Consider the following 24,141-nt stretch of genomic DNA (forward strand, 5'->3'; position numbering starts at 1 on the left):
TTTTATTTCTTATTCAGATTTTATTTAAATCTCTATTTGTCGTCTTCTTTTTTTACTTCTCTTGCTGTCTTGGCCTGGATCTCCATCTTGATTGCTGCAAGGAAGTCAGCCAGTGTCTTCTGTCCTTCATCCCCTTCAAAACGGCTTCTTACAGATACCAGTCCGTCCTCTTCTTCTTTTGCTCCGACAACCAGCATGTACGGGATCTTCTTCATCTGTGCTTCACGGATCTTGTATCCGATCTTCTCTGCACGTGTATCAATCTCTGCGCGAACACCTGAATTGTTCAGTTCATCCAGAACCTTCTGTGCATAATCCATATATTTGTCTGAAATCGGAAGTACCTTAACCTGTACCGGTGCAAGCCATGTCGGGAATGCTCCCGCAAAATGCTCGATCAGGATACCGATAAATCTTTCGATCGATCCGAAGATTACACGGTGGATCATGATCGGACGATGCTTCTCACCATCTGCTCCTGTATATTCAAGGTTAAATCTGAGCGGAAGCTGGAAATCAAGCTGGATGGTTCCACACTGCCATGTTCTTCCGATAGAGTCTTCCAGATGGAAGTCGATCTTCGGTCCGTAGAACGCTCCATCTCCTTCATTTACTACATATGGAAGTCCCAGATCATCCAAGGCTCCGCGAAGAGCTTCTGTAGCCATATCCCAGTCTTCATCACTTCCCATGCTGTCTTCCGGCCTTGTAGAAAGCTCTACATGGTATTTAAATCCAAAGAGGCTGTAAACTTCATTAATCAGTTTTACAACTCCTTTGATCTCATCACGAACCTGTTCCGGTGTCATGAAGATATGTGCATCATCCTGTGTGAAGCATCTTACACGCATCAGGCCATGGAGCTGTCCTGATTTTTCGTGACGGTGAACCAGACCAAGTTCTCCCATACGAATCGGAAGATCACGATAAGAACGTGGTTCTGATTCATATACAAGAATTCCACCCGGACAGTTCATCGGTTTGATTGCAAAATCTTCATCATCGATCACAGTTGTATACATGTTGTCTTTGTAGTGATCCCAGTGTCCTGATGTTTCCCAAAGATGACGGCTTAACATGATCGGTGAGGAAATCTCCACATAGCCTGCTTTTTTGTGGATCTCTCTCCAGTAATCAAGCAGCTGGTTCTTCAGTTCCATTCCTTTTGGAAGGAAGAATGGGAATCCTGGTCCTTCTTCTCTCATCATGAAAAGTCCAAGTTCTTTTCCAAGTTTTCTATGATCACGCTTCTTTGCTTCTTCCATCATATGCAGATATTCTTCAAGTTCTGCTTTCTTCGGATAAGAAGTACCATAAACTCTCTGAAGCATCTTATTTTTTTCACTTCCCCGCCAGTAAGCTCCTGCAAGGCTTGTAAGTTTGAATGCTTTTACCGGTTTTGTGCTCATCAGGTGCGGTCCTGCACAAAGATCTGTAAATTCTCCCTGTGAATAGAAACTGATCACAGCATCTTCCGGAAGATCTTCAATCAGTTCTACTTTATATGGTTCATCTTTTTCTTTGAAATATGCAATTGCCTCAGATCTTGGCATTGTATACTGCTTGATTGGAAGATCTTCCTTCACGATCTTCTTCATCTCAGCTTCGATTTTTTCCAGATCTTCTGCTACAAGTGGAGTCTCACGATCGATATCGTAATAGAATCCATCCTCAATAGAAGGTCCGATTGCAAGCTTTGTATCCGGGTACAGTCTCTTGATCGCCTGTGCCATAATGTGGGATGTTGTGTGACGGAATGCACCTTTTCCTTTTTCATCATTGAATGTAAGAATGTTCAGCTCACAGTCTTTGTCGATCACAGTTCTTAAATCAACAACTTCTCCGTCAACTTCTCCTGCTGTTGCAACCCTTGCAAGTCCTTCACTGATATCTTTTGCAATATCAATTACAGACATGCTCTGTGCATATTCTTTGCTTGATCCATCTTTTAATGTGATTTTCATAGTCTTTTTGTTCCTCTCTTTATTTTATAATTTCTGATTATACAACATTTTTCTGTGCAAGCTCCGGATCCGGATGTTCTCCTGACCATCCTGCCTGTGGCATAGTTGCCAGTCTCGATACATCCTCTTCGCTGATCTCAAAATGGAACAGATCCATATTCTGTTTCATCCGCTCCATCGAAGATGATTTCGGAAGCGGAATGATATCATTCTGAAGCAGGAATCTCAGACACAGCTGCGCCGGTGAAACCTGATACTTTCCGGCAAGTTCAAGGATCAGTCCATCTTCCAGAATCCGCCGTCTTCCGATCGGGCTCCATGCCTGCATCTGAATACCATGCTCTTTACAATACTGCACAGCTGCCTGCTGCATATAACCCGGATGCAGTTCCAGCTGATTGACAACTGGTTTTACAGTTCCATTCTCCAGAATGTTCTTAATATGGTGCGGAAGGAAGTTGCTGAGTCCAAGTCCCCGGATTTTCCCTTCTTTCTGAAGTTCTTCCATCGCCCTCCAGGTCTCAAGATCCAGTTCTTTCCAGTTCTCACAGTCAGCCGACGGTCTTGGCCAGTGGATCAGATAGATGTCCAGATAATCGGTACCAAGTCTTTTCAGACTCTTTTCTAATGCATCCTTTGTCTGCTGATATCCCATTTCATCTTTCCACATCTTGGATACAAGGAAAAAATCCTCTCTTGGAAGATTGCTTTCACGGATCGCCTGCCCTAAAAAATCTTCGGTCTGATAAAAGGATGCAGTATCAAAATAGCGATATCCTGCTTCTATGGCAGTCTTTAAAACCTCTACGTTATTCCCTTCTGCTGCTTTGTAAGTTCCAAAACCAACGCATGGGATTTTCATATCATTGTTCAGCTTGAAACAATCGTAAATACTTTCCATTAGATCATCCTTTCTGTAAACTATGAGAAACACGCTCCGCGAGTTTCTCAAGTTATCGCGGCAGTCGCCAAGGTCTCGTGCAAGCATGGACTTTGGCTCGTTGCTCGCGTAAATAAAAAACCTCTGCAACAGAAATATCTGCTGCAGAGGACGAGTTACTTTGTATACCCGCGGTTCCACCCCGCTTGTCCTGATTTCCAGGACCTCTTTGTGGATGATAACGGTATCCAGCCGGACTGTTTTACAGCCGCTCGGAGGTGGTCTTCAAACGCTTCTGTAATAAGAGGCTCTCAGCCTAAGACCTCTCTCTCTGGGATTCTTCCTGCGTTCTACTCTTCTCTTCATCGCATTTGCTAACATTATACCATGGGATTTTCATTTGTCAACACGTTCAAAAAATGTATTGAAAATTTCTATCAGAACCTATTTGTTCTTACCACAGCATTTTTTATATTTTTTACCACTTCCGCACGGACATGGATCGTTTGGATAAACTTTCTTTTCCACGTGGATTGTACGTGCGTTTTTCTGTTCTTTGTAAAGGACTTTTTTCTTTTCTTCTGTAAAGATCTTATCCCACTGTGGCAGTTCATACAGCCAGTCAGCTTTTGCATCTACCATATTCTTGTAAAGCAGTTCTTTATCAAAAGCAAGACTTACCTCAGTGTCCTCATCCATTGTCTCAATTGGATTAGCCACTTTCAGGCTGTCGTTGATTCCATCAAGGAATCCTGTCATTGTAAATACATTAATGCCATATTTTTCAGCAAGTTCCTTTACAGTTCCTTTTACTTCTTCGTCTGGATTCTCAAGCAGCTTTTCATAGATCTCTTTTTCAGTCTGGAAATAGGTTCCCCAGAACTTCTGCAGAGAAGCTTTATCCATCTCTTTCGAGTAAGCGGTATCTCTCCACTGTTCTAATAATGTACTCATACTGTAAATTCTCCTTTTTATTCTTTATCACTCCATATATCATACAGCATTTTTCGACTGTTTGCAAAACATTTTCTTGTAGAAATTGTTTTTTATCTATATAATAGAGATAAAGTATAGTACGAAGGTGGTTGTTATGAAAAAATTCAAGCGTTTTGCAGCTCTTATCTGTGCAATTCTTCTGTTCCTGATGTACGTCAGCACTCTGGTATTTGCATTTATCGACAAATCCAGATCATTAGGACTTCTGAAAGCATCTGTTGCCTGCACGATTCTTGTGCCGGTTATGAGTTACGCCTATATCCTGGTTTATCGTCTGATCCACAGGAATGATGACGACTTTCACAGTGAATATTAATGTCTCATACATAAAGCTCTGCCATCATCCAGGCAGGGCTTTTTTCTTCGCCGAATCTGCCACCGAATCGTTTTTTCTCCTGTTCTCTGATCTTCTGTCTCTTATTTAGATATTCTTCCATGGAAATGACTTCCTGTGTGCTGATATTCTTCTCTTTCTGCATATCTTGTTACCTCCTGTCTACAGTTTTTTCGTCTGTCTGCCTTCTGGTATAAGCCTCATCCGGCATTTCCCCGACATTTTTAATATATGTTCTTATTTTCTGATTTATGACTTTTTCTTTTTTATTTTAAGAGTATAGCCGTGTTCTGTGACCTTACTATGGAGATTCTCTAAAAAAATCATAAGTTGTTTCTTAAGAAAATAAGTCGTTTCTTAAGGAAATATGATTGACAACACCACGTCAATTCACTAAACTAGACATAGTGAGTAGTAAGAAAGGAAGAACATCATGAACAATTTGCAGATACCGGAGAATTACCATTCTCCACTTACGATCCGCGAGACTGAAGTGGCTATCAAAGAAGTAAAAGACCACTTTGAACGCGCACTTGCCAAATCTCTGCATCTGACGCGTGTATCCGCTCCTCTTTTCGTCCGCCCGGAATCCGGACTGAACGATAACCTGAACGGAGTAGAACGCCCGGTTGCATTTGGCATCAAAGAACAGGAAGACCGCGAAGTTGAGATCGTCCACTCTCTTGCAAAATGGAAACGTTACGCCTTAAAGCGCTACGGCTTTCATTCAGGAGAAGGACTTTATACTGATATGAGCGCTATCCGCCGAGATGAAGATACTGACAACATCCATTCCATCTATGTTGACCAGTGGGACTGGGAAAAAGTAATTTCCAAAGAAGAACGCAACATGGAGACACTGGAATACACCGTAGGAAAAGTATACAGTGCACTCAAAGAAACCGAAGCCTACATGGCACGCCGTTACAATTATATTGAAGAATTCCTTCCGGATGAAATCAGCTTCATCACATCCCAGGAACTGGAAACCATGTATCCTGACAAGACACCAAAGGAACGTGAATACCACTTTGCCAAAGCCAAAGGTGCCGTATTCATCAAACAGATCGGTAAGACCCTTGCCTCCGGACAGCGTCATGACGGACGTGCACCGGACTACGATGACTGGGAACTGAACGGTGATATCATCGTCTACTATCCGGTACTCGATATCGCACTGGAGCTTTCTTCCATGGGTATCCGTGTCGATGAAGATGCACTCCGCCGTCAGTTAAAGGAAGCCGGCTGCGAAGAACGCGCCGAGATGGATTTCCAGAAAGCATTACTGAACGGAAAACTTCCGTACACAGTCGGAGGCGGAATCGGACAGTCCCGAATCTGTATGTTCTATCTCCGCAAAGCCCACATCGGAGAAGTCCAGTCCTCCATCTGGCCGGACGACGTCCTCGAAGAAGCCGCATCCCGCGGAGTGTACTTACTGTAATACATAACCAACCATTATCACAATTTGATAATTCGCCATAAAAAAATGAGGCAGGACTAAAAAAGTCCTGCCCTATTTTTACATTCCTATTTATTTCTGAAGATGATATCATGTCTTCCCGGTCCATTAGAAACCATTGTGATCGGATATTCGATCTCTTTCTCGATAAATTCGATGTAGTTTCTGCAGTTCTCCGGAAGATCTTCGTATTTCTTGATTCCTCTGATGTCGCATTTCCATCCCGGAAGTGTCTTGAGTACTGGTTTTGCTTTTTCAAGAAGATGTGTTGTCGGGAATTCTGTTGTAACTTCTCCGTCAATCTCGTATCCTACACATACCGGAATTTCATCCAGGTATCCAAGTACGTCGACAACGGTAAATGCTACATCTGTAGCTCCCTGCATACGGCATCCATATTTGGATGCTACACAGTCAAACCATCCCATACGTCTCGGACGACCTGTTGTTGCGCCGAATTCTCCGCCGTCTCCACCACGTCTTCTGAGTTCATCTGCTTCTTCGCCAAAGATCTCACTTACAAAGGCACCTGCTCCTACTGCACTTGAGTAGGCTTTACATACTGTAACGATCTGTTTGATCTCATACGGCGGGATTCCGGCACCGATTGCACCGTAAGCTGCCAGTGTAGAAGAAGAAGTTACCATTGGGTAAATTCCATGATCTGGATCCTTTAATGTTCCAAGCTGTCCTTCAAGAAGAATTTCTTTACCTTCCTTGAGTGCTTCGTTAAGATACAGAGAAACGTTACATACATACGGTGCTACCATTTCTTTGTATTCCATCAGTTCCTTATATAAATCATCAGGATTGATTAACGGTTTGTGATACAGATGTTCCAACATGACGTTCTTCTGTTCTGCTATGCGGTTTACCTTTTCTCTAAGTTCAGCTTCATCCTCGAAAAGCTCACTGATCTGGAAACCAATCTTTGCATACTTGTCTGAATAAAACGGTGCAATACCAGACTTTGTAGATCCGAACGACTTTCCGCCCAGTCTCTCTTCCTCATATGCATCAAAATTCTTGTGATAAGACATCACCATCTGTGCACGGTCTGACACCAGAATCTTCGGCATCGGAACATCTCTGTCAATGATTGACTGGATTTCCTTGAAAAGAACCGGGATATCTACAGCGACACCATTGCCGATGATACTGGTTGTATGTCCGTAGAAAACTCCTGACGGTAATGTATGAAGAGCGAATTTGCCGTAATCATTGATAATTGTATGTCCGGCATTTGCTCCACCCTGGAAACGAATGATAATATCTGCTTTTTCGGCAAGCATATCTGTGATCTTACCTTTTCCTTCGTCTCCCCAGTTCGCACCTACTACTGCTTTAACCATAATAAATCCTCCTGCGTGTTCTTGGCTATCTGTGAAATATCTCCACAGTGTCATCCCTCTTTTCATCGGGATAACTCCTACTTATAAATATAATCAATGTCCCTTATAAAGACACCGATTGAATTATACTACATTTCAAATAAAAAGTACACTCTTATTTTCAGCTACTTCCCGAAAATTCCGTATTTTTCTTGATTTTATGCTCCGTAACAGTCTTGCTACATCAGCGGTGCCACAAGTCTTAAAACCTGACCGTATATTTTCACAAAAGTACTCCGGTTTCTGACCTCCGTCATCGTCACCTTCTGACATTTTGCCAGTGTATCCTGGAAGTCCTTTTCAATATCACGCACAACCGGATTGCGGTAAATGAAAACACCGCATTCAAAATGCAGATAAAGACTGCGGTAATCCAGATTGATACTGCCTACTGTCGCCGTATCATCGTCTGAAGTAAATACTTTTGCATGAACAAATCCAGGCGTATATTCATAGATCTCTACCCCACCTGCGATCAGTTCCTCATAATAAGTCTTCGCAAGATAAAATGCATACGGCTTATCCGGAATATGTGGCATAATAATCTGCACTTCTATTCCACCTTTTGCAGCTCTTGTCAGCGCATCAATCATCTCATTGTCCAGGATCAGATACGGTGTCATAATATGCACATACTTCTTCGCATGATTCAGAATGTGGAAATACACTTCTTCTCCTACATTTTCATGATCGAACGGACTGTCTCCGTATGGGATGATATAACCATCTTTGCGGCTGAATCCCGGCTGCTTTTCTGTCAGATACTTTGCATAATCCTCCGGCTGTCTCTCCGTAATATTCCACATCTGCAGGAACATCATGGTAAAACTCTGCACGGCATCACCTTCGATTTTGATCGCTGTATCTTTCCAGTGTCCGAACCGGACTTTCTTGTTGATATATTCATCTGCCAGATTGACACCTCCGGTAAATGCAACCTTTCCGTCAATCACACAGATTTTCCGGTGATCCCGATTATTCTGGCTGGTAGAAAGGATGGGTACGATCGGTCCAAATTCCTTGCACTGGATTCCATATTCCCGGAGCTGCTTCGGATACTCATACGGCAAAAGGCTGATACTGCAGGTTCCGTCATACATCAGGCGTACTTCCACGCCCTCTTTCACCTTTTTACGCAGAACCTCCAGAACAGTGTCCCACACATATCCTTCTCCGATAATAAAATATTCCATGAAAATAAATTTTTCTGCCTTATTCAGTTCTTCGATCAGAACCGGAAATTTGTCATCTCCCAGTGGAAAATACTGTGCCTGTGAGTTCCCATAAGTCGGAAATCCCACCTGGTTATAAAGGAAATGTGACAGATTGGCATTTGCAACCCTTCCACCTTTCATCGCATGGACAACATATTCATTCTGCTGCATATAAGGTTCAGTCTCCACTCGAAGCTTCTCCAGTCTGGCACCCAGATATTTGGTTCCGATTCCTGCTTTTGTAAACAGATAAAATCCAACTCCGACCACCGGGACAAGGAACACAAACAGGATCCACGTCATCTTAAACGCCGGATTCCCTTTTTCATTGAAAATATAAATCGCTGTGATAAAAGAAAGAAGCGATATCACTCCGTTCATATAGGTACTGTAATTTCCCAGATATGTAAAAGTGAGAACCATAATACCAATCTGAAGAAGAATCAGCAGAAGAATAATCGCGGTATGGCTGTACACTGCACCAAATACTTTTGTCTTGGCACGTTCTTTGACTGACTTGCTGGTATCATGATATTTTGTAAATTCTCTCATTCGCGGTCTTCCTCTCTTTAGATACTATTTTATATCGTAACACAATTTTTATTCTTTCACAACATTCCAGTTGCTTATAATCGTACAACACTTCCTTATTTTTGTTGTTTTTCTGGTTCTTTTATAAATATTTTACTTTCCCTTTTCAAATAAAAGTATTACAATAAAATTATTCATGTATACTATATTTCATGACGAACTATCTCATCTGCCATATCTGACAGGACGAGATCAAGAAAGGAGCAGCAACATGGCTAAAAATTTTGGTAAAATCCTGCTCGGACTGACTGCCGCAGGCGCAGCTGGTGCCGGTGCATATTACTGGTTAAAGAACCGACATAATGAAGAACCGGAAGACGAGTTCGATGATACTTTTGAAGAGGATGATTTTGAACTGGATGATGATCTTGGCGAAGTGCCTGAGCGTGGTTACACAACTCTTACTCCATCTTCTGCAAAGGAAGAAACCTCTGAAGAGTCTGAAGAAAAAACTGACGATGCAGAAGCCGCTTCCCAGACACCGGAAACTGATTCCGAAGAATCCGATCCGGCTTCAGAAGAAGTTTAAGAAAGAACTTATCTTACAGCTTATCATTTTCTGCATAAAGCCAAACCCGGAAGAATTTTTCATTCTTACCGGGTTTTTCATTGCCATTTCTTTTCAAAAACTGTCGACTAACACATTATTTGCAATTAAATTCTGAGCAAGACTGCTTTCTTTATTTTGGCAGCTTGAATGAACTCTTCAGCGAAACGATTCTGTTAAATACCAGATGCTCTTTGGAAGAATCATGGGAATCCACGCAGAAATATCCCTGACGTACAAACTGGAAGCTTTCATATGCTTTTGCATCTGCAAAGTTTGATTCTACAAAGATTTCTTTCTCTGTAAGAGAATTCGGATTCAGGTTCAGGGAACCGTCTTCTTTATTGTAGACACCCTTTTCTTCGTCGATCAGGTTCTCATACAGTCTTACGGTTGCCGGAAGTGCTGTACTTGCCTCTACCCAGTGGATCGTTCCTTTTACTTTTCTTCCTGTGAATCCGGAACCACTCTTTGTCTCTGGATCATAAGTACAATGTACAACAGTTACATTACCGTCTTCATCCTTTTCAAATCCTGTACAGGTTACGAAGTAAGCATTCATCAGACGTACTTCGTTGCCTGGGAACAGACGGAAATATTTCTTCGGAGGCTCTTCCATAAAGTCTTCTCTCTCAATATAAAGCTCTCTTCCAAATGGAAGCTGACGGCTTCCAAGTTCTTCATTCTCAAGATTATTCGGTGCATCCAGATATTCAATCTGTCCTTCCGGATAGTTATCGATCACAAGCTTGATCGGATCAAGGACTGCCATCATACGTGCTCTCTTAAGCTTCAGATCCTCACGGATACAGTATTCGAGCATTGCATAATCTACAGAGCTCTGCGCTTTGGAAACTCCGCACAGGTCAACGAACATCTTGATAGATTCCGGTGTGAATCCACGGCGACGAAGTGCTGCGATGGAAACCAGTCTCGGATCATCCCAGCCGTCCACAATCTTATCTTCTACAAGTTTCTTGATATAACGCTTTCCTGTAACTACGTTCGTCAGATATAATTTTGCAAATTCGATCTGACGCGGTGGATTTGCAAATTCACATTCTCTTACTACCCAGTCATAAAGCGGTCTGTGATCTTCAAATTCCAGTGTACAGATAGAATGAGTGATTCCTTCGATCGCATCCTCGATCGGATGTGCAAAGTCATACATCGGGTAGATGCACCACTTATCACCGGTATTATGATGTGTCATACGGGCTACACGGTAGAGGATCGGATCTCTCATATTGATATTCGGTGATGCCATATCTATCTTCGCACGGAGAACCTTCTCTCCGTCTGCATACTTGCCTGCACGCATATCTTCAAAAAGCTCCAGGTTCTCTTCCACACTTCTGTCACGGTACGGGCTGTCCTTTCCCGGCTCTGTCAGAGTTCCTCTGTACTCACGGATCTGATCCGCTGTCAGGTCACAGACATAAGCTTTTCCTTTCTTAATCAGTTTGATCGCATACTCATACATCTGATCAAAATAATCAGATGCAAAGTAAAGGTGATCTCCCCAGTCAGCACCCAGCCATTTGATGTCGGCTTTGATGGATTCTACGAACTCTGTCTTTTCCTTTGTCGGGTTGGTATCGTCAAAACGCATATGGAATGTTCCGTTATACTTCTGTGCAAGTCCGTAGTTTAAAAGGATAGACTTTGCATGTCCGATGTGAAGGTATCCGTTCGGTTCCGGTGGGAAACGGGTACATACATGATCGTATACGCCTTCTGCAAGATCTTTTTCAATTTCCTGTTCTATAAAATTCTTTGATACAGCTTCTTCTGCCATTGAAGTTCCTCCTCACGTCTCTCTATTACTTCAAAATCTGCCGGTATGTAGCAGTCTTTTTCATGTCATGTATCTCAATCATTGCCCTGTAGACAACTTTTGATTCATGTTCTTTAGTTTATCACACTTTCTATACATGAACAAGTACAAAAAAAGCAGACATCGTAATCTCCAACCGGAAATACAACTCTGCTTCTTAAATAAATAAGCTGCCTAGCGGAATCGAACCGCCGACCTCCGCCTTACCAAGGCGACGCTCTACCGACTGAGCCAAGGCAGCCTGCGCATTTTCGCGACTCATTTAATATAGCATATCACTGCTTTGCTTGTCAACAATTTTAAAACTATATTTTTACTTTTTTTCAGACCGGCGCTTTTCTTCCAGAAGCTGGCGTGCTTTCGCTTTGATCCGCTGCAGGGCATTGTCGATCGTCTTCGGACTTTTGTCCATAAATTCTGCAATCTTCAGATATTCCATTCCCTGCAAATGAAGATACAGCACCTTTCGCTCCAGCTTACTTAATTTTTCTTTCAGTTCCTCTTCAAATGCATTCGTATACTCTTCTCCAAGAATCATCAGCTCCGGATTACTCTCTTTCCCTGCTTCAATCGTATCTACTATGGAAAGCCCGTTCTCCTCCGGATTGTCACTGGCAGATGCGTAAATCGACACATAGGAATTGAGCGGCAGATGTTTTTTCCGCTGTGAAGCCTTAATCGCCGTATACATCTGGCGTGACACACAAAGTCCGGCAAAACTTGAAAAGCTTGCACCTTCTTTCGGATCATAATCCTGCACCGCTTTAAAAAGACCGATCATCCCCTCCTGGATCAGATCGTCATTTTCTCCGCCCCACAGATACATGGCACGCGCTTGTTTGCGTACCATGTCTTTGTATTTTTCCATCAGATAATCCGTGATCTCGGTCTTACCTTCCCGAAGCAGTTCAATCAGCTGCTCATCCGTCATTTTCCCCAGATCCATTTTCATTCTCCGATTTTCCTAACTCATGCGCTGACGCACGATCTCATAGGCAAGGACACCTGCTGCCACAGACGCATTCAGGGAGTCAATATCTCCCTTCATCGGAATGGCTGCCGTCATATCACAGGTTTCTTTTACCAGACGTCCAACACCTTCGCCTTCGTTTCCGATCACCAGACCAATCGGTCCTTTCAGATTCACGCGGTACATCACATCCCCATCCATATCTGCACAGACGAACCAGAGTCCCTTTTCTTTCAGTTCTTCCATGGTTTTCACCAGATTGGTGACTTTTGCTACCGGTGTGTAATTCAGCGCACCTGCTGATGTCTTTGCAACGATTGCAGTAAGACCTGCTGCGCGGTGCTTCGGAATGATCACACCATGCGCACCTGCAAGATTGGCAGTACGGATGATCGCGCCGAGATTATGTGGATCCTCAATATTGTCCAGAAGGATCAGGAAAGGATCTTCCCCTTTCTGTTTTGCAAGCTCCAGCATATCTTCCACCTGCGCATACTCGTAAGCCGCTGCCTGTGCAATGACCCCCTGATGTCTTCCGGTCTCTGAAATCTGGTTCAGACGTTCTTTGGTTACAAAATTCAGGATCGTATCATGCTTTTTTGCTTCTCTTACGATACTTCTGATCGGTCCGTCCTGACATCCGTCAAGAATATATACTTTGTCAATCGGTTTCCCGGAGCGAAATGCTTCCATTACTGCATTTCTTCCCTCAATCTGCTGACTGTTCATCTTTTTTTCTTCCATTCTATTTCTCCTGCTTCTTTTCTTCTTCGCATTCGCTTAAGTGATCCAGACCGATCTTGATCAGATCTGCCATTCTTTTCCATTCTCTTTTCAGGTAAAGCCATCCCATCAACGCTTCAAATCCGGTTGCACGTCGGTAATCGGTCAGTGACTGGTTCTTTGCCGGCGATACTGATTTAGCATTTCGGCCTCTTCTGTAAACAGCATGCTCTTCTTCAGTAAGCAATGGCTGAAGGACACGCATCATCTCTGACTGGGCAGACGCCTGCACCATACTGCTTGTCTCCTGATGTAATTTTTTTACCTGTTTATTGCCTTCGCTGATCACCTTTGTCTTGATGACCAGATCATAAATGCTGTCCCCTATATAAGCCAGGGTAAGAGGTGAATAGCCTTCCGGCTCCACCTCTTTCATCTCAAGCACTTCTTTTATATAGTCAGCAATTTCAAATTCTACGCTTTTTTCCATTGTACTCCTTCTCTGGTATCCTTCAGGATAATTCCCTTTTCCAGAAGCTCGTCACGGATCGCATCGGCTCTTGCAAAATCTTTTGCTTTTCTTGCTGCCTGACGCTCTTCGATCAGTTTCTCAATATCTGCATCCAGAAGTTCTTCCTTCTTATCCAGGATCAGTCCCAGGACATCACCGAGTTTTACGATTCTGTCCAATAATCCCCGGAGATATTCCTTTGAGCTTTCTGCTGTCGCAGTGGTATTTGCATATTTTACAAGTTCAAAGATTGCTGCGATTGCGTCTGCTGTATTGAAATCATCATCCATTGCTTTTTCAAATTCTTCTACATATGCATCAGTTTTTGAAAATGCTTCTTTTTCTTCGGCACTCATCTCTTCTGCTGCCACTGAAGCGATAAGATGTTTCAGATTATCGGTTGCATTGAGAATTCTCTCCAGACCGTTCTTGGATGCTTCCATCAGCTCTGCACTGAAGTTCAGCGGGCTTCTGTAATGTGCGCTCAGCATGAAGAAACGAAGCACCTGGAGGTCATACTGCTCGCTGATCTCTCTTACCGTACGGAAGTTTCCGAGTGATTTTGACATCTTGCGGTTGTCAATGTTCAGGAATGCATTGTGCATCCAGTATCTTGCAAATTCTTTACCGTTAGCGGCTTCACTCTGTGCGATTTCATTTTCATGATGTGGGAATATCAGATCTTCTCCACCTGCATGGATATCAATCTGTTCACCAAGATATTTCCTCGACATCACAGAACACTCAATATGCCATCCCGGACGTCCATCTGACCAAGGTGACTTCCAGAAAGGTTCTCCTTCTTTTTTCGGCTTCCAGAGTACGAAATCCAGCGGATCTTCTTTTTCATCCTCACCGCTTACCAGAAGAGAACGTCCACCGGAACGGAGATCATCCAGATTCTTGTGGGATAATTTTCCATAGTCTTTAAATTTTCTTGTGCTGAAATAAACGGTTCCGTTCTTTTCATAAGCATAACCCTTGTCGATCAGTTCAGAGATCATCTCTACCATACCGCAGATCTCCTCTGTAGCAAGTGGATGCTTGGTTGCAGGCTTTACATTCATTCCTGCCATATCTTTTTTGCACTCTGCAATATAGCGCTGTGAAATTTCCTGCGCGGATACCTGTTCTTCAATTGCCTTTTTGATGATCTTGTCATCCACATCTGTGAAGTTCGATACATAATTGACATCGTATCCTTTGTATTCAAAATAACGGCGGACGGTATCAAATACGATCATCGGTCTTGCATTACCGATATGGATGTAATTGTATACGGTCGGTCCGCAGACATACATTCTTACCTTTCCTTCTTCCAGAGAAACGAATTCTTCTTTCTTTTTCGTAAGTGTGTTAAATACTTTCATAAAGCTACTCCTTCTTTTTTCTATGCTTCCTCGATTATTTTTTCTTTCGCGAGTTTTTCTTTCAATGCTTTCAGTTCTTTCTTCAGACGGATATTGTCAGTCTGAAGCTGACGGATATCATTCAATACCGGATCTGGCAGATGGATCTGATCCAGGTCAGCACTCGGAACTTTCTGGTCACCCATGCGGACAATTCTTCCCGGGACACCAACAACGGTACAGTTCGGAGGTACTTCCTCTATAACAACAGATCCTGCTCCGATCTTGGAATTCTTTCCAATTGTAAAGGAACCGATGACCTTCGCACCAGCACTGACCATAACATTGTCTTCCAGCGTTGGATGGCGCTTACCCTGCTCTTTTCCTGTACCACCCAGGGTTACTCCCTGATACAGTGTAATATTATCGCCCAGGATTGCAGTCTCGCCGATAATAACGCCACTTCCATGGTCGATAAAAAGCCCTTTTCCAATGGTTGCTCCCGGATGGATCTCAATTCCTGTCTTTCTGACACCACGCTGTGACACCCACCGTGCCAGAAAATAATGTTTTTTCAGATACAGCTTATGTGCGATCCTGTAATGAAGCATTACCTTAAAGCTTGGATACAGAAATACTTCTATATCCGATTTGATTGCCGGATCTCGTTCTTTTACTACTTTGATTTCTTCTTTGATATAGGAAATAACTCCCATTTCATTCACCTCTGATTTGGAATTTCCTGTGAAACTATGAGAAACACGCTCCGCGAGTTTCTCAAGTTATCGCGGCAGTCGCCAAGGTCTCGTGCAAGCACGGACTTTGGCTCGTTGCTCGCGTAAATAAAAAACTCCGTCTCATAAAGAGACGAAGTTTCCGCGGTTCCACCCTAAATTAAAAGCAGCACTCCTGCTTTTCTCTCACGGCCTGTAACGTCTGCCACACGTACCCGGCTACTTGTAAAATCTTCACTTTCACGTTCGCCTGGTCAACTCCCGAATGCACTTCATCATCCCTGCTCCTGGATCTGCTTTCAGCCGATGACAGATCCTCTCTGATGGAACTCTGAGGATAACTACTCTTTTCGTTCTCCGTCTTTTCAGTTTTATTCATATCTAGTACATATAGTATGCGATTTTTTCTTTTTTGTCAACCGCTTATCAGACAATCTCGTTGATAAAAACAGGAGAAAACGGCATCAGTTTACTGATTTCTTCTTTGAATTCTGCTGAAAAAATCTCCTTTTCTTCCTCTTCAATCTTTTCCAGCTCTTTATAGCCAAATACGATTGATGTAAGCGCATCAACACTAATCTTCTGCACAGCATCATCTTTGCCGGTGTGCGCTGTCCTTGTCCGGACTACAAGATGTTCTTCATTGCCTTTTAGCATAAACAGACGGTTATTCTCCCGGATAACCGGATCATACAGAACAAACTCCAGATCCATCTCTTCTCTGCACACCATCGAAGACAGAAGACTTTCTATATTCAAAAGCCGTGCCATGATCAACGGTTTTTTCTTTTCTTCTTTTTTGAGGATGACTCCTGCCTTATCAAAAACATCTTCATATCCTTTTCGGATCAATGGCTCTCTTACTGCAAGCCCATCTTCTTCATCAAAAACAAGGATTCCTCGCATCTCTCCATCCTGCTCTGCGATCAGGATTCCGCCTTTTTCACTTTCCTGTTCCTTCAAAAGGCGCATATAATAAGCTGCATCCCGTTTGGTATATACCTGTATTTTCCGTTTTTCCAGAACTTCTTCCGCAAAATCCCCCAGCTTTTTACAGTCTTTTCCCTCTGCCTTTCTGAGTGTCACGCCGGAATCGTTCTGTAATTCCACGATCTTCTGTATTGTCAGTTCTTCCCCGTCTGTTCCTTTTACACTCCACACATCGGCTGCATAGATAAACCGGTAATTATGTGGATAATAAATTTTCTCACTTGCGGGCATCAGGAAAAAGAATGGCATTTTTTGCTGATACAGATCTCTTGCTGTCTTGCTTAATAATTCCGCCATATAACCTCTGTGCCGGTAAAGAGGCTCTGTTGCAACTGCAACAATGTATCTGCTCTCTATTGCCTTTTTCCCCATCTGTATTACATAAGGATTCAGCTGCATCATCGCCCGGATATCGTGATCCGTCTCGATCACATAGATTTCGTTATTCTTCGTCTTTTCTGTGTAATAATAGTCCAGAAATTCTTTTGTATCTTCTGTAAATACTTGTTCCCACAGTGTTCTTGTAAGCCCACGCTCTTCCGGCTTCAGTTTTTTCAGTATCTTCATTTTACTTTTTCGCCGTACCTTTCCATTCAGACTTGATCTACATCTGTCTTGCTGCACAACCTCCACAGCCTGCGCAGCCACCTGCAGGTACTGCTACGTCTACACTGCTGAAATTAGTCAGCTTTTCGATTGCACAGATTGCCTGGGAAGAAATTCCTTCCCCACTTCCAGTAAATCCAAGACCTTCTTCCGTCGTCGCCTTGACATTTACCTGATCCTTTTCAATATGCAGTGCTTCTGCAATATTCTTTTCCATCTGCTCGATGTGCGGGCGCATCTTCGGTTTCTGCGCAATGATCGTCGCATCAATATTTTCAATCACATACATATGATCATCCAGAAGCTTTCCTACATGCTCCAGAAGCTTAATACTGGAAATTCCTTTGTATGCTGGATCTGTATCCGGGAAGTGCTTTCCGATATCTCCAAGTGATGCCGCTCCAAGCAGGGCATCCATGATCGCATGCAGAAGTACGTCTGCATCCGAATGTCCAAGAAGCCCCTTTTCGTATGGTATCTCCACTCCGCCAAGAATCAGTTTTCTTCCTTCCGTCAGTTTATGAACATCATATCCCATTCCAACTCGCATTTTCTATTCTTTTTCCTCCTGTTTTTCATCTGATGAATCAGTTTCTTCTGATATCTTCTCTTCACCAGACTTTTCTTCATCCTCATTGTCTTCCTGTTTTTCATCTGATGATAGTTCTGATTCAGACTCTGCATTTTTTTCTTCTGAACTCTGTGCTTTTCCAAGATCAACTTCTACTTTTTTCTCTGTCTTATCAGATTCCTTTGTACCTGCTCCCACCTGAACATCTACAACACCTTTTCCTGTCACAGATTCCTTTTCTGTTTCTTCGCTTTCCTCGGCATCCGTATCGGAATTCTCCTCTGTTTCTGCTTCCGTAGCTTGGATCTCTGCCTTTGTCGCCTTTACGATAATTCTGATATTATGAACAATCGTAGCCAGTCCGAATATTGCAAAAAATACTCCCGCCAGAATAAACAAAATCTGGTTCTTCGGTTCCCCGGCTATCGTCTCACGCACCAGAGATACGCCGGTATACACCAGATACGCTCCAACCGCCGCCATGATCACCTGCTTTGATTTTGATGTCATATGATAGTCCTCCATTTTGTCGTAATTTAGTTGTATTTTATCACATATTGGAGAAATTGACTACTTATCAGAAAGCGCAAGTTTTCATTTTCTCCGCAATATTTTATTTTCGATTCTCCGTTCCCCAAATACAAAGCTGGTCCAAAACCACCATCAGAGATTTTCCACGCTCTGTCAGAGAATACTCCACCTTCGGCGGAATCTGCGGATACGCTTCCCTGTGGATCAATTCATCTTTCTCTAATTCCTTCAGATTCTGACTTAACGTCTTATCCGAAATCTTCCCCAGATAACGCTGCAGCTCGTTAAACCTGACCGGCTGATATTCCATCAGACAGTAGAGAATAATCATCTTATATTTACCAGAAATCAAAGACAAGGTATAACTAAACCCCGTCTCTTCAAAATCTGCATTTTCAATATAATCTCTCATTTTACACTCTTTCATTCTTTATCTACACTTCCTTTCAGGTAAGTACCTAACCTAAAAGATGGTACTTGTTATTTCTTCACATCTTTATATAATTATAAATAGGAGCTCTTAAAAAAGCAATCGAATCATAGTACGGAGGTATGAAAATGAAAAAAGATTTAGGTGTCGTTCCTGCAGTTTATCCTATGCCGGTGCTGATGATAGCTGCATATGACGCAAATGAAAAAGTAAACGTAATGAATGTTGCCTGGGGACAGATCTGCGATATGGATAAGATCATCCTTTTCATCGGAGAAGGCAAAAAGACCTGGTTAAATATCAAGGAAAGCAAGGCATTCACCGTAGCACTTGCTGACGAAGCGCATGTAGACGTGGCAGATTTCTTCGGAATCGCTTCCGGCAATAAAATCGATGACAAATTTGAGCGTACCGGATATCACGCTGTAAAAAGTGATAAGGTACACGCTCCGATCATCGAAGAATTTCCTGTTGTAATGGAGTGTGAGCTTTTGGAATTCGTCGATACGGAGCACATCTCAGGAATCGTTGGCAAAATCGTCAATGTAAAAGCTGAGGAATCTGTTCTCTCCGAAAATGGAAAGGTAGATCCGAAAAAACTGCAGGCTCTGATGTTTGATCAGTTCCAAAGTGGATACTATTCTACCGGAGAGCGCGTTGCTACCGCCTGGAAAGCCGGAGCGGGATTGATGAATAAATAATTTCACCTAAAAAGAGGACATCTCACTTTTTCTCAAAGTGATGTCCTCTTTTCTTATTTCATCTATACATACAAACAGGTATTTATACCACTTCAATCACAGCTTCTCCGCGGGAATGTTCTCCTTCTGCTTCCACACGGATTGTTCCGGTTTCTGGCGCATAGACGACCGCCTGTGCCCTTCCATAATATGTCGTAAATTTTCCTGTATCATAAGCCTCTGTGGTACATGGATCTGCACTTCCAAATCCCAGAAGCACGCCTCCCTTTACCCTGCAGGTCAGCTGCTCATCAGCTGCCGACTCTACCACGCCATTTGCGCCTTTGACAGAGATATCCACATAGACAATATCTCCTGCTTTCACCTGCTTCTCTTCCGGGCAAACCGAAATCCGCTTTTCCCCCTCTGCCGAAAAGAGTCTGCTTCTTCCGATTTCTTTTCCCTGCGCGTCGTATTGGATGGCACATAAGCTTCCGGACTTATATTTTACAGAGAACAATGCCTTACACTGCTTCAGCTTCTTTTTGCCGATCAGTTTGTTATTCAGATACAATTTTACCGTCGCACCGTTTCCGTAAACCTCTACGATCGTCTTATTCCCTTCACAGCCTGACCAGGACCAGCTTTCTATCGCATTCGTCCCTCTCCAGACTGACTTGCTGACACGTACTCCCGGATGATTTGCCGGTCTGACTCCGATGACTGGTTTACTATTTTTCTCCCAGATGACTGCCGCATACCGACATGAAGCATCTGGATTTCCAAGAATATCGATCACCCCGGCACCTCCGAGCAGCCACGGATATGGACGGTTAAACGGCATACCTCTGGTATAGCTCCACGCTCCGATTCCTGCTTCACCAAGATAATCCCATGCTGTCCACATAAAATCACCGATCAGATACGGATATTCTTTTACCATTTTCCAGTTTTTCCAGATATCCTGTGGAAAAGTCTCGCTTCCAAACACAATTCTCTCCGGATGTGCTTTCCCTTCCAGCGGATATCTTCCGGAGCCGTAATTATAACCTGCTATATCCAGACGATCCAGGAACGGACTGGAGATCGCATCCACCTTTTCGGAATTTCCGCCCTTATTCATGCCGCTTCCGATGAACGAAGCCATAATATTAAACGCCAGGCTGTTATTGCTTTCTTTCTTTTGTTCTTTGGATGAGGATGTCGTATTTGTCTCGCCATCCTGATAAATCCCCTGCCCCTTTGCAGCTCTGCCCATCACCATCAGATTGGTTCCACAGGTAACCGGACGAGTATGGTCATGACTGTGTATGCATTCTATCATAGCACTTCCAACCTGAAGTCCCTTCTTTTCACAAGGTTCTGCAACCTCATTTCCGATCGAATACAGAATGACCGAAGGATGATTATAATCTCTCTCGACCATGGCAGTCGTATCCGCTTCCCACCATGCTTCAAAATCACATCCATAATCATATTTATTTTTTCGGTTGTACCAGGTATCAAAGGTTTCATCCATAACATACATTCCCAGTTCATCACACGCTCTCAGCATTGCTTCACTGGCAGGATTATGAGAGCTTCGGATGGCATTAAATCCAGCTTCTTTCATGATCTTCACACGTCTTCTCTCACTTTTTTCCCAGCTTGCCGCTCCCAGGATCCCATTGTCATGATGGACACAGCCGCCTCTCAGAAGCGTCGCTTTTCCATTTACAAAAAATCCCTTCGTACTCCAGGAAAGCTTACGGATACCAAACCTCTCTTCTGCTGTATCCAGTATTTTTTCGCCCTCTTCAAGTATGATCTTAGCAAGATAAAAATTCGGAGATTCCTCATCCCAGAGCCTTGCCTCTGGCAGCTCGATCTCTGCTACAGCAGTCGCTTTTTCATTCCCTGATTGCGCAGCATTTACCTTTACAAACTTTTCTGCTATGGTAGTTTCTCCGTCCTGTATCTGCATACGGACACCATATTCTTTCGCACTGTCAATTCCTTCCAGCTTTCCTTCTATCCTTATCTTTGCCGGTTTGCAGGACAGCGTCGTGATTTTTACCCCTTGATAACTAATATGTGTCCTCTCAGACAGATACAGATTCACCGGACGGTAAATTCCACTTCCTGTATACCACCGGCTGTTCGGAAGCTTCGAGTTATCTGCAATTACAGTCAGAAGATTCTTCTCCCCATAGTTCGCATTCTCATCTAATCGTACCAGAAACGGAACATAACCATACGGTCTTTCATAAAGCTTTTTCCCATTCAGAAAGACCTCTGCGTTTTTGTATACGCCCTCAAACTCTACCGCCAGATATTTCTCCTTCCACTCTGCCGGAATAAAGAATTTTTTCTCATAGGTATATATCCCTCCCGGAAAATATCCGTGCGCACTGCCCCCTGCTGCATCTGCAGTTCTCTTTTCATGGATCATCGCATCATGCGGCACGATCACAGACGTCCCATTACATGTCCAGTTTTCAGTAAATGCTGCTTTTTTCATTATTTCACCCCGTTTGTTAATCTACGATATTACTCTTGGCATAAAAGCCTCTTGTTTTTCCATCAATCACTGCAGTATCTGTGATCACAAATTTTCCGGTGAGCTGTATCTCTTCCGATGAACCACCCACTCCAACCGTGATTTCTCCGGCTTCCACGATCCACTGCATATGCGAATCTAAAAATGCCGTCTGATCGGTATTCATAGAAAAATGAATTCGTTTGCTCTCTCCTGCTTTGATAAAGACTCTGCAAAATCCTGCCAGCTCCTTCGCAGGTCTTATCATGCTTGCCACTTCATCTGTAAAATATAGCTGTACGACTTCCTCTCCATCTCTTTTTCCTGCATTAGTAAGTGTACAGAACACATCAACCTTTCCCCGGCTGTCGGTCTCTTCTGTAACAGAAAGATCCGAATAAGTAAACTCTGTATAGCTCTTTCCTTCGCCAAAGTAAGCAAGCGGTATTGCCGAAAAGAACATCCACGGTCTTGCCTTTCCCATTTTGCTGTGTGTCTTATCGATCAGACTGCCAAAAAAGACATCAGTAACCCCATCCAGCAGTTTACTCACCATCATAAGCGTTCCTACAACGCCTGCATTTAATCCGACAGAATCTGTCAGATACAGCATCATAAACGATGAAACCAGCATATAAAAGAAATTCGATCCAAAGTCCCCCGAACCATATGCTATTTTCTTTGGAACTGATAAATATTTTTTGTTTGCTTCATTCTCCATCCGTATCTCTCTCCTTTTTTTCATGATCATTTCAGTTTTCTCTTCTACAAAAGGTTTCCGGAATACACTTTTATAGTTATGCAATCAAAATTGGTTCACTGAACCAATTATTGATATGCTTGGCAATAAAAAACATCCATTGGATACGATTATCATAACCGTATCCAATGGATGTTTCTGTCATATATGTTGCTTTTTTATCATTTATGTCTGTTTGCTTAAAAAATGTATTTTTTTATTCTGTTTCCGATATTCGGACGGAGAAATCCCGTTTTTCTTTTTAAACTCTCTGCCAAAATGACTCTGTGATGAAAAACACAGATAATCTGCAATGTAAGAAATCGAAGCCTCAGAATATTTCAGCATATTCTCAGCCGCTCGGATTCGTATCAGAATGCTATACTGTGAAATGCTCATCCCAACCTGTTCAGAAAATTTTCCGGACAAATAGGTTCTGTTTACCCCTATCTGTTTTGCCAGTTCTTCCACCGTGATTCTTTTATGGAAATTTTGTGTCAGATAATCCTTGCACTGTTCGACATAATTTGAATTTTTCTTCTCTTTCTTCCGTTCCTGAACCATTTTCACATAGGTTCGCTGTATCTCAGAAGAGAGCTGATACATCTCTTTCTGTGTTTTACACTTTTCCAGCCTTTGATAAAACACATCGCTCACCGCATAAGCTTCTGTCGGCGATACGCCTCCTTCCATTGCTGCCCGTGAGATCAACGCAAGTCCTGCCGCAACCATATACTCCGCCTGCTTAAGGCCTCCCTCAGCCAGCTTTCCAATTTCATCATACAGATGCAGCTTGTCATACATCGGACCTTTGAAATAATCACTATCTCCTCTTTTTATCGCATCGTAGTATTTTTTTCATATTCATATGTTACATGCTTTCGTTCATTTTCTGAAGAATCAAATTTATAGTTAACCAGTTCCCCCTCTATTTCGCTTTTCTTACCTGTTTCAATCCGACTTAATTCCATCAGCTCTGCTTCACTTATTTCAAGACCACACAGAGAAAAAAGAGACATAGACAAAATACCGGCAAGTTTCATGATCGACATTCTGGGGATATTCAATTTACGCTGCGAAAGCTGATGTCTGCGCCTGTAATGATACAGTCCGCTTTTTTCTTCCTTATCCGTCGCCAGATCACCGGTCCTCCGATATAAAAATTGTTCTCTGCATCAGAAAATGCCATGTAAGCCACCCAGCCGTCTTCTATCGTAAGGACAGGCGCCCTTTTTTCTTCATACATCTTACGCAGATTTTCTTCTAAATACGGATCTGTCAAGAACGGATCCTCTTCATTTTCTCCGATGCCGATAACTTCCGGTATATCTTTCTCGGCATAATAAATGTGCGAGGAAATCTTACTATTTACATAGAGTCTCTCCGCCCAGAATCGTGTCTTATCCATCTTCCTTACTCCATCACTTCATTTCTCATATAGTAAAAAAGAAGCCCCACACAAGGACTCCTTCTTCAAGTAGCGGGAACTGGATTTGAACCAGCGACACCGCGGGTATGAACCGCGTGCTCTAGCCAACTGAGCTATCCCGCCATATTCAATTATGCAACTTTC

25 protein-coding genes, 2 tRNA genes, 1 pseudogene and 2 other annotated features are annotated in these 24,141 nt (G+C 42.9%); of the genes and pseudogenes, 4 read left to right on the top strand and 24 right to left on the bottom strand.

Going from position 1 to position 24,141, the window contains the following annotated elements:
- Positions 1-32: 32 nt before the first annotated feature.
- The 3 genes from thrS to PGW42_RS09470 all read right to left on the bottom strand — a co-directional run bounded on the left by thrS (position 33) and on the right by PGW42_RS09470 (position 3,798).
- Positions 33-1,964 (bottom strand): threonine--tRNA ligase, encoded by a 1,932-nt coding sequence (thrS, locus tag PGW42_RS09460; RefSeq protein ID WP_173824593.1) that lies wholly within the window; start codon positions 1,962-1,964, stop codon positions 33-35.
- 37 nt (positions 1,965-2,001) lie between these two features.
- On the bottom strand, positions 2,002-2,865 hold the full coding sequence (locus tag PGW42_RS09465) for an aldo/keto reductase (protein ID WP_008374798.1): 864 nt from the start codon (positions 2,863-2,865) through the stop codon (positions 2,002-2,004).
- Between the two features lie 143 nt (positions 2,866-3,008).
- Positions 3,009-3,219, bottom strand: a binding site (T-box leader).
- Between the two features lie 69 nt (positions 3,220-3,288).
- The gene (locus PGW42_RS09470) at positions 3,289-3,798 is read right to left on the bottom strand and encodes an SEC-C metal-binding domain-containing protein (protein ID WP_022220547.1); all 510 of its coding nucleotides are present in this window, start codon (positions 3,796-3,798) and stop codon (positions 3,289-3,291) included.
- A 136-nt stretch (positions 3,799-3,934) separates the two neighbouring features.
- Here PGW42_RS09470 and PGW42_RS09475 point away from each other — a divergent pair, with 136 nt between their 5' ends.
- Positions 3,935-4,156: a hypothetical protein gene (locus tag PGW42_RS09475; protein ID WP_022220548.1), complete on the top strand. Its 222-nt coding sequence runs from the start codon at positions 3,935-3,937 to the stop codon at positions 4,154-4,156.
- A 4-nt stretch (positions 4,157-4,160) separates the two neighbouring features.
- Here PGW42_RS09475 and PGW42_RS09480 read toward each other — a convergent pair whose 3' ends face one another.
- On the bottom strand, positions 4,161-4,319 hold the full coding sequence (locus PGW42_RS09480; protein WP_008374787.1) for a hypothetical protein: 159 nt from the start codon (positions 4,317-4,319) through the stop codon (positions 4,161-4,163).
- A gap of 288 nt (positions 4,320-4,607) precedes the next feature.
- Between PGW42_RS09480 and asnA the strand changes: the two genes are divergently transcribed.
- A complete protein-coding gene (asnA, locus tag PGW42_RS09485) occupies positions 4,608-5,618 on the top strand; it encodes an aspartate--ammonia ligase (protein ID WP_008374783.1) in 1,011 nt (336 codons plus the stop codon).
- Positions 5,619-5,704: 86 nt separating this feature from the next.
- Here the strand turns inward: asnA and PGW42_RS09490 are convergent, their stop codons facing one another.
- Complete coding sequence (locus PGW42_RS09490; protein WP_270203334.1) at positions 5,705-6,988, bottom strand: adenylosuccinate synthase; 1,284 nt, start codon at positions 6,986-6,988, stop codon at positions 5,705-5,707.
- A 218-nt stretch (positions 6,989-7,206) separates the two neighbouring features.
- On the bottom strand, positions 7,207-8,793 hold the full coding sequence (cls, locus tag PGW42_RS09495; RefSeq protein ID WP_182420297.1) for a cardiolipin synthase: 1,587 nt from the start codon (positions 8,791-8,793) through the stop codon (positions 7,207-7,209).
- 250 nt (positions 8,794-9,043) lie between these two features.
- Here cls and PGW42_RS09500 point away from each other — a divergent pair, with 250 nt between their 5' ends.
- Positions 9,044-9,361 (top strand): hypothetical protein, encoded by a 318-nt coding sequence (locus PGW42_RS09500; RefSeq protein WP_118198438.1) that lies wholly within the window; start codon positions 9,044-9,046, stop codon positions 9,359-9,361.
- A gap of 151 nt (positions 9,362-9,512) precedes the next feature.
- Here PGW42_RS09500 and PGW42_RS09505 read toward each other — a convergent pair whose 3' ends face one another.
- The 11 genes from PGW42_RS09505 to PGW42_RS09555 all read right to left on the bottom strand — a co-directional run bounded on the left by PGW42_RS09505 (position 9,513) and on the right by PGW42_RS09555 (position 18,613).
- Positions 9,513-11,177 (bottom strand): glutamine--tRNA ligase/YqeY domain fusion protein, encoded by a 1,665-nt coding sequence (locus PGW42_RS09505; protein ID WP_173824599.1) that lies wholly within the window; start codon positions 11,175-11,177, stop codon positions 9,513-9,515.
- A 207-nt stretch (positions 11,178-11,384) separates the two neighbouring features.
- Positions 11,385-11,457 (bottom strand) — tRNA-Thr (locus PGW42_RS09510).
- 72 nt (positions 11,458-11,529) lie between these two features.
- Positions 11,530-12,168 carry a sigma-70 family RNA polymerase sigma factor gene (locus tag PGW42_RS09515; RefSeq protein WP_008374769.1) on the bottom strand — a complete coding sequence of 213 codons (639 nt, stop codon included), beginning with the start codon at positions 12,166-12,168 and terminating at the stop codon, positions 11,530-11,532.
- A gap of 12 nt (positions 12,169-12,180) precedes the next feature.
- Entirely contained in the window at positions 12,181-12,930 is a 750-nt protein-coding gene (rlmB, locus tag PGW42_RS09520) for a 23S rRNA (guanosine(2251)-2'-O)-methyltransferase RlmB (protein ID WP_117556277.1), read from the bottom strand.
- A 1-nt stretch (position 12,931) separates the two neighbouring features.
- On the bottom strand, positions 12,932-13,399 hold the full coding sequence (locus PGW42_RS09525; RefSeq protein ID WP_117823947.1) for a Mini-ribonuclease 3: 468 nt from the start codon (positions 13,397-13,399) through the stop codon (positions 12,932-12,934).
- The gene (gene cysS, locus PGW42_RS09530) at positions 13,384-14,790 is read right to left on the bottom strand and encodes a cysteine--tRNA ligase (protein WP_173824601.1); all 1,407 of its coding nucleotides are present in this window, start codon (positions 14,788-14,790) and stop codon (positions 13,384-13,386) included. Before cysS ends, PGW42_RS09525 begins: the two co-directional genes overlap by 16 nt.
- Before the next feature lie 20 nt (positions 14,791-14,810).
- Positions 14,811-15,485 (bottom strand): serine O-acetyltransferase EpsC, encoded by a 675-nt coding sequence (epsC, locus tag PGW42_RS09535; protein ID WP_117556283.1) that lies wholly within the window; start codon positions 15,483-15,485, stop codon positions 14,811-14,813.
- A gap of 144 nt (positions 15,486-15,629) precedes the next feature.
- Positions 15,630-15,870, bottom strand: a binding site (T-box leader).
- Between the two features lie 59 nt (positions 15,871-15,929).
- Entirely contained in the window at positions 15,930-17,060 is a 1,131-nt protein-coding gene (locus tag PGW42_RS09540) for a GNAT family N-acetyltransferase (RefSeq protein ID WP_270203335.1), read from the bottom strand.
- 37 nt (positions 17,061-17,097) lie between these two features.
- Positions 17,098-17,649, bottom strand: coding sequence for a 2-C-methyl-D-erythritol 2,4-cyclodiphosphate synthase (gene ispF, locus PGW42_RS09545; RefSeq protein WP_117556289.1), 552 nt, complete (start codon positions 17,647-17,649; stop codon positions 17,098-17,100).
- Between the two features lie 3 nt (positions 17,650-17,652).
- Positions 17,653-18,180, bottom strand: coding sequence for a hypothetical protein (locus PGW42_RS09550; protein ID WP_117823951.1), 528 nt, complete (start codon positions 18,178-18,180; stop codon positions 17,653-17,655).
- 103 nt (positions 18,181-18,283) lie between these two features.
- Positions 18,284-18,613, bottom strand: a complete 330-nt coding sequence (locus PGW42_RS09555) for a winged helix-turn-helix transcriptional regulator (RefSeq protein ID WP_117556422.1) — start codon at positions 18,611-18,613, stop codon at positions 18,284-18,286.
- Between the two features lie 146 nt (positions 18,614-18,759).
- Between PGW42_RS09555 and PGW42_RS09560 the strand changes: the two genes are divergently transcribed.
- Positions 18,760-19,332, top strand: a complete 573-nt coding sequence (locus PGW42_RS09560; RefSeq protein ID WP_270203337.1) for a flavin reductase family protein — start codon at positions 18,760-18,762, stop codon at positions 19,330-19,332.
- Positions 19,333-19,414: 82 nt separating this feature from the next.
- Here PGW42_RS09560 and PGW42_RS09565 read toward each other — a convergent pair whose 3' ends face one another.
- The 7 genes and pseudogenes from PGW42_RS09565 to PGW42_RS09595 form a co-directional block, all read right to left on the bottom strand.
- Positions 19,415-21,811 carry a glycoside hydrolase family 2 TIM barrel-domain containing protein gene (locus PGW42_RS09565; RefSeq protein ID WP_270203338.1) on the bottom strand — a complete coding sequence of 799 codons (2,397 nt, stop codon included), beginning with the start codon at positions 21,809-21,811 and terminating at the stop codon, positions 19,415-19,417.
- A gap of 16 nt (positions 21,812-21,827) precedes the next feature.
- Positions 21,828-22,292 carry a fibronectin type III-like domain-contianing protein gene (locus PGW42_RS16125; RefSeq protein ID WP_270203355.1) on the bottom strand — a complete coding sequence of 155 codons (465 nt, stop codon included), beginning with the start codon at positions 22,290-22,292 and terminating at the stop codon, positions 21,828-21,830.
- Positions 22,266-22,550, bottom strand: a pseudogene (locus PGW42_RS16130) (MFS transporter); the annotation flags it as partial. The gene PGW42_RS16125 and the pseudogene PGW42_RS16130, both read right to left, overlap by 27 nt.
- A 204-nt stretch (positions 22,551-22,754) precedes the next feature.
- On the bottom strand, positions 22,755-23,372 hold the full coding sequence (locus tag PGW42_RS09580; RefSeq protein WP_270203339.1) for a helix-turn-helix domain-containing protein: 618 nt from the start codon (positions 23,370-23,372) through the stop codon (positions 22,755-22,757).
- A gap of 32 nt (positions 23,373-23,404) precedes the next feature.
- The gene (locus PGW42_RS09585; RefSeq protein WP_270203340.1) at positions 23,405-23,611 is read right to left on the bottom strand and encodes a hypothetical protein; all 207 of its coding nucleotides are present in this window, start codon (positions 23,609-23,611) and stop codon (positions 23,405-23,407) included.
- Positions 23,612-23,631: 20 nt separating this feature from the next.
- Positions 23,632-23,976: a hypothetical protein gene (locus PGW42_RS09590; RefSeq protein ID WP_270203341.1), complete on the bottom strand. Its 345-nt coding sequence runs from the start codon at positions 23,974-23,976 to the stop codon at positions 23,632-23,634.
- Positions 23,977-24,046: 70 nt separating this feature from the next.
- Positions 24,047-24,120, bottom strand: a tRNA-Met gene (locus PGW42_RS09595).
- Positions 24,121-24,141: the final 21 nt, after the last annotated feature.

This window comes from Coprococcus sp. TM115-187 (assembly GCF_027679115.1).
GTDB lineage: Bacteria > Bacillota > Clostridia > Lachnospirales > Lachnospiraceae > Allocoprococcus > Allocoprococcus comes.

Excerpts from the sequence above, each read along its gene's own strand:
- thrS (WP_173824593.1), bottom strand. The coding sequence starts at position 1,964 with ATGAAAATCACATTAAAAGATGGATCAAGCAAAGAATATGCACAGAGC.
- PGW42_RS09465 (WP_008374798.1), bottom strand. The coding sequence starts at position 2,865 with ATGGAAAGTATTTACGATTGTTTCAAGCTGAACAATGATATGAAAATC.
- PGW42_RS09470 (WP_022220547.1), bottom strand. The coding sequence starts at position 3,798 with ATGAGTACATTATTAGAACAGTGGAGAGATACCGCTTACTCGAAAGAG.
- PGW42_RS09475 (WP_022220548.1), top strand. The coding sequence starts at position 3,935 with ATGAAAAAATTCAAGCGTTTTGCAGCTCTTATCTGTGCAATTCTTCTG.
- PGW42_RS09480 (WP_008374787.1), bottom strand. The coding sequence starts at position 4,319 with ATGCAGAAAGAGAAGAATATCAGCACACAGGAAGTCATTTCCATGGAA.
- asnA (WP_008374783.1), top strand. The coding sequence starts at position 4,608 with ATGAACAATTTGCAGATACCGGAGAATTACCATTCTCCACTTACGATC.
- PGW42_RS09490 (WP_270203334.1), bottom strand. The coding sequence starts at position 6,988 with ATGGTTAAAGCAGTAGTAGGTGCGAACTGGGGAGACGAAGGAAAAGGT.
- cls (WP_182420297.1), bottom strand. The coding sequence starts at position 8,793 with ATGAGAGAATTTACAAAATATCATGATACCAGCAAGTCAGTCAAAGAA.
- PGW42_RS09500 (WP_118198438.1), top strand. The coding sequence starts at position 9,044 with ATGGCTAAAAATTTTGGTAAAATCCTGCTCGGACTGACTGCCGCAGGC.
- PGW42_RS09505 (WP_173824599.1), bottom strand. The coding sequence starts at position 11,177 with ATGGCAGAAGAAGCTGTATCAAAGAATTTTATAGAACAGGAAATTGAA.
- PGW42_RS09515 (WP_008374769.1), bottom strand. The coding sequence starts at position 12,168 with ATGAAAATGGATCTGGGGAAAATGACGGATGAGCAGCTGATTGAACTG.
- rlmB (WP_117556277.1), bottom strand. The coding sequence starts at position 12,930 with ATGGAAGAAAAAAAGATGAACAGTCAGCAGATTGAGGGAAGAAATGCA.
- PGW42_RS09525 (WP_117823947.1), bottom strand. The coding sequence starts at position 13,399 with ATGGAAAAAAGCGTAGAATTTGAAATTGCTGACTATATAAAAGAAGTG.
- cysS (WP_173824601.1), bottom strand. The coding sequence starts at position 14,790 with ATGAAAGTATTTAACACACTTACGAAAAAGAAAGAAGAATTCGTTTCT.
- epsC (WP_117556283.1), bottom strand. The coding sequence starts at position 15,485 with ATGGGAGTTATTTCCTATATCAAAGAAGAAATCAAAGTAGTAAAAGAA.
- PGW42_RS09540 (WP_270203335.1), bottom strand. The coding sequence starts at position 17,060 with ATGAAGATACTGAAAAAACTGAAGCCGGAAGAGCGTGGGCTTACAAGA.
- ispF (WP_117556289.1), bottom strand. The coding sequence starts at position 17,649 with ATGCGAGTTGGAATGGGATATGATGTTCATAAACTGACGGAAGGAAGA.
- PGW42_RS09550 (WP_117823951.1), bottom strand. The coding sequence starts at position 18,180 with ATGACATCAAAATCAAAGCAGGTGATCATGGCGGCGGTTGGAGCGTAT.
- PGW42_RS09555 (WP_117556422.1), bottom strand. The coding sequence starts at position 18,613 with ATGAGAGATTATATTGAAAATGCAGATTTTGAAGAGACGGGGTTTAGT.
- PGW42_RS09560 (WP_270203337.1), top strand. The coding sequence starts at position 18,760 with ATGAAAAAAGATTTAGGTGTCGTTCCTGCAGTTTATCCTATGCCGGTG.
- PGW42_RS09565 (WP_270203338.1), bottom strand. The coding sequence starts at position 21,811 with ATGAAAAAAGCAGCATTTACTGAAAACTGGACATGTAATGGGACGTCT.
- PGW42_RS16125 (WP_270203355.1), bottom strand. The coding sequence starts at position 22,292 with ATGTTCTTTTCGGCAATACCGCTTGCTTACTTTGGCGAAGGAAAGAGC.
- PGW42_RS09580 (WP_270203339.1), bottom strand. The coding sequence starts at position 23,372 with ATGTATGACAAGCTGCATCTGTATGATGAAATTGGAAAGCTGGCTGAG.
- PGW42_RS09585 (WP_270203340.1), bottom strand. The coding sequence starts at position 23,611 with ATGAAACTTGCCGGTATTTTGTCTATGTCTCTTTTTTCTCTGTGTGGT.
- PGW42_RS09590 (WP_270203341.1), bottom strand. The coding sequence starts at position 23,976 with ATGGATAAGACACGATTCTGGGCGGAGAGACTCTATGTAAATAGTAAG.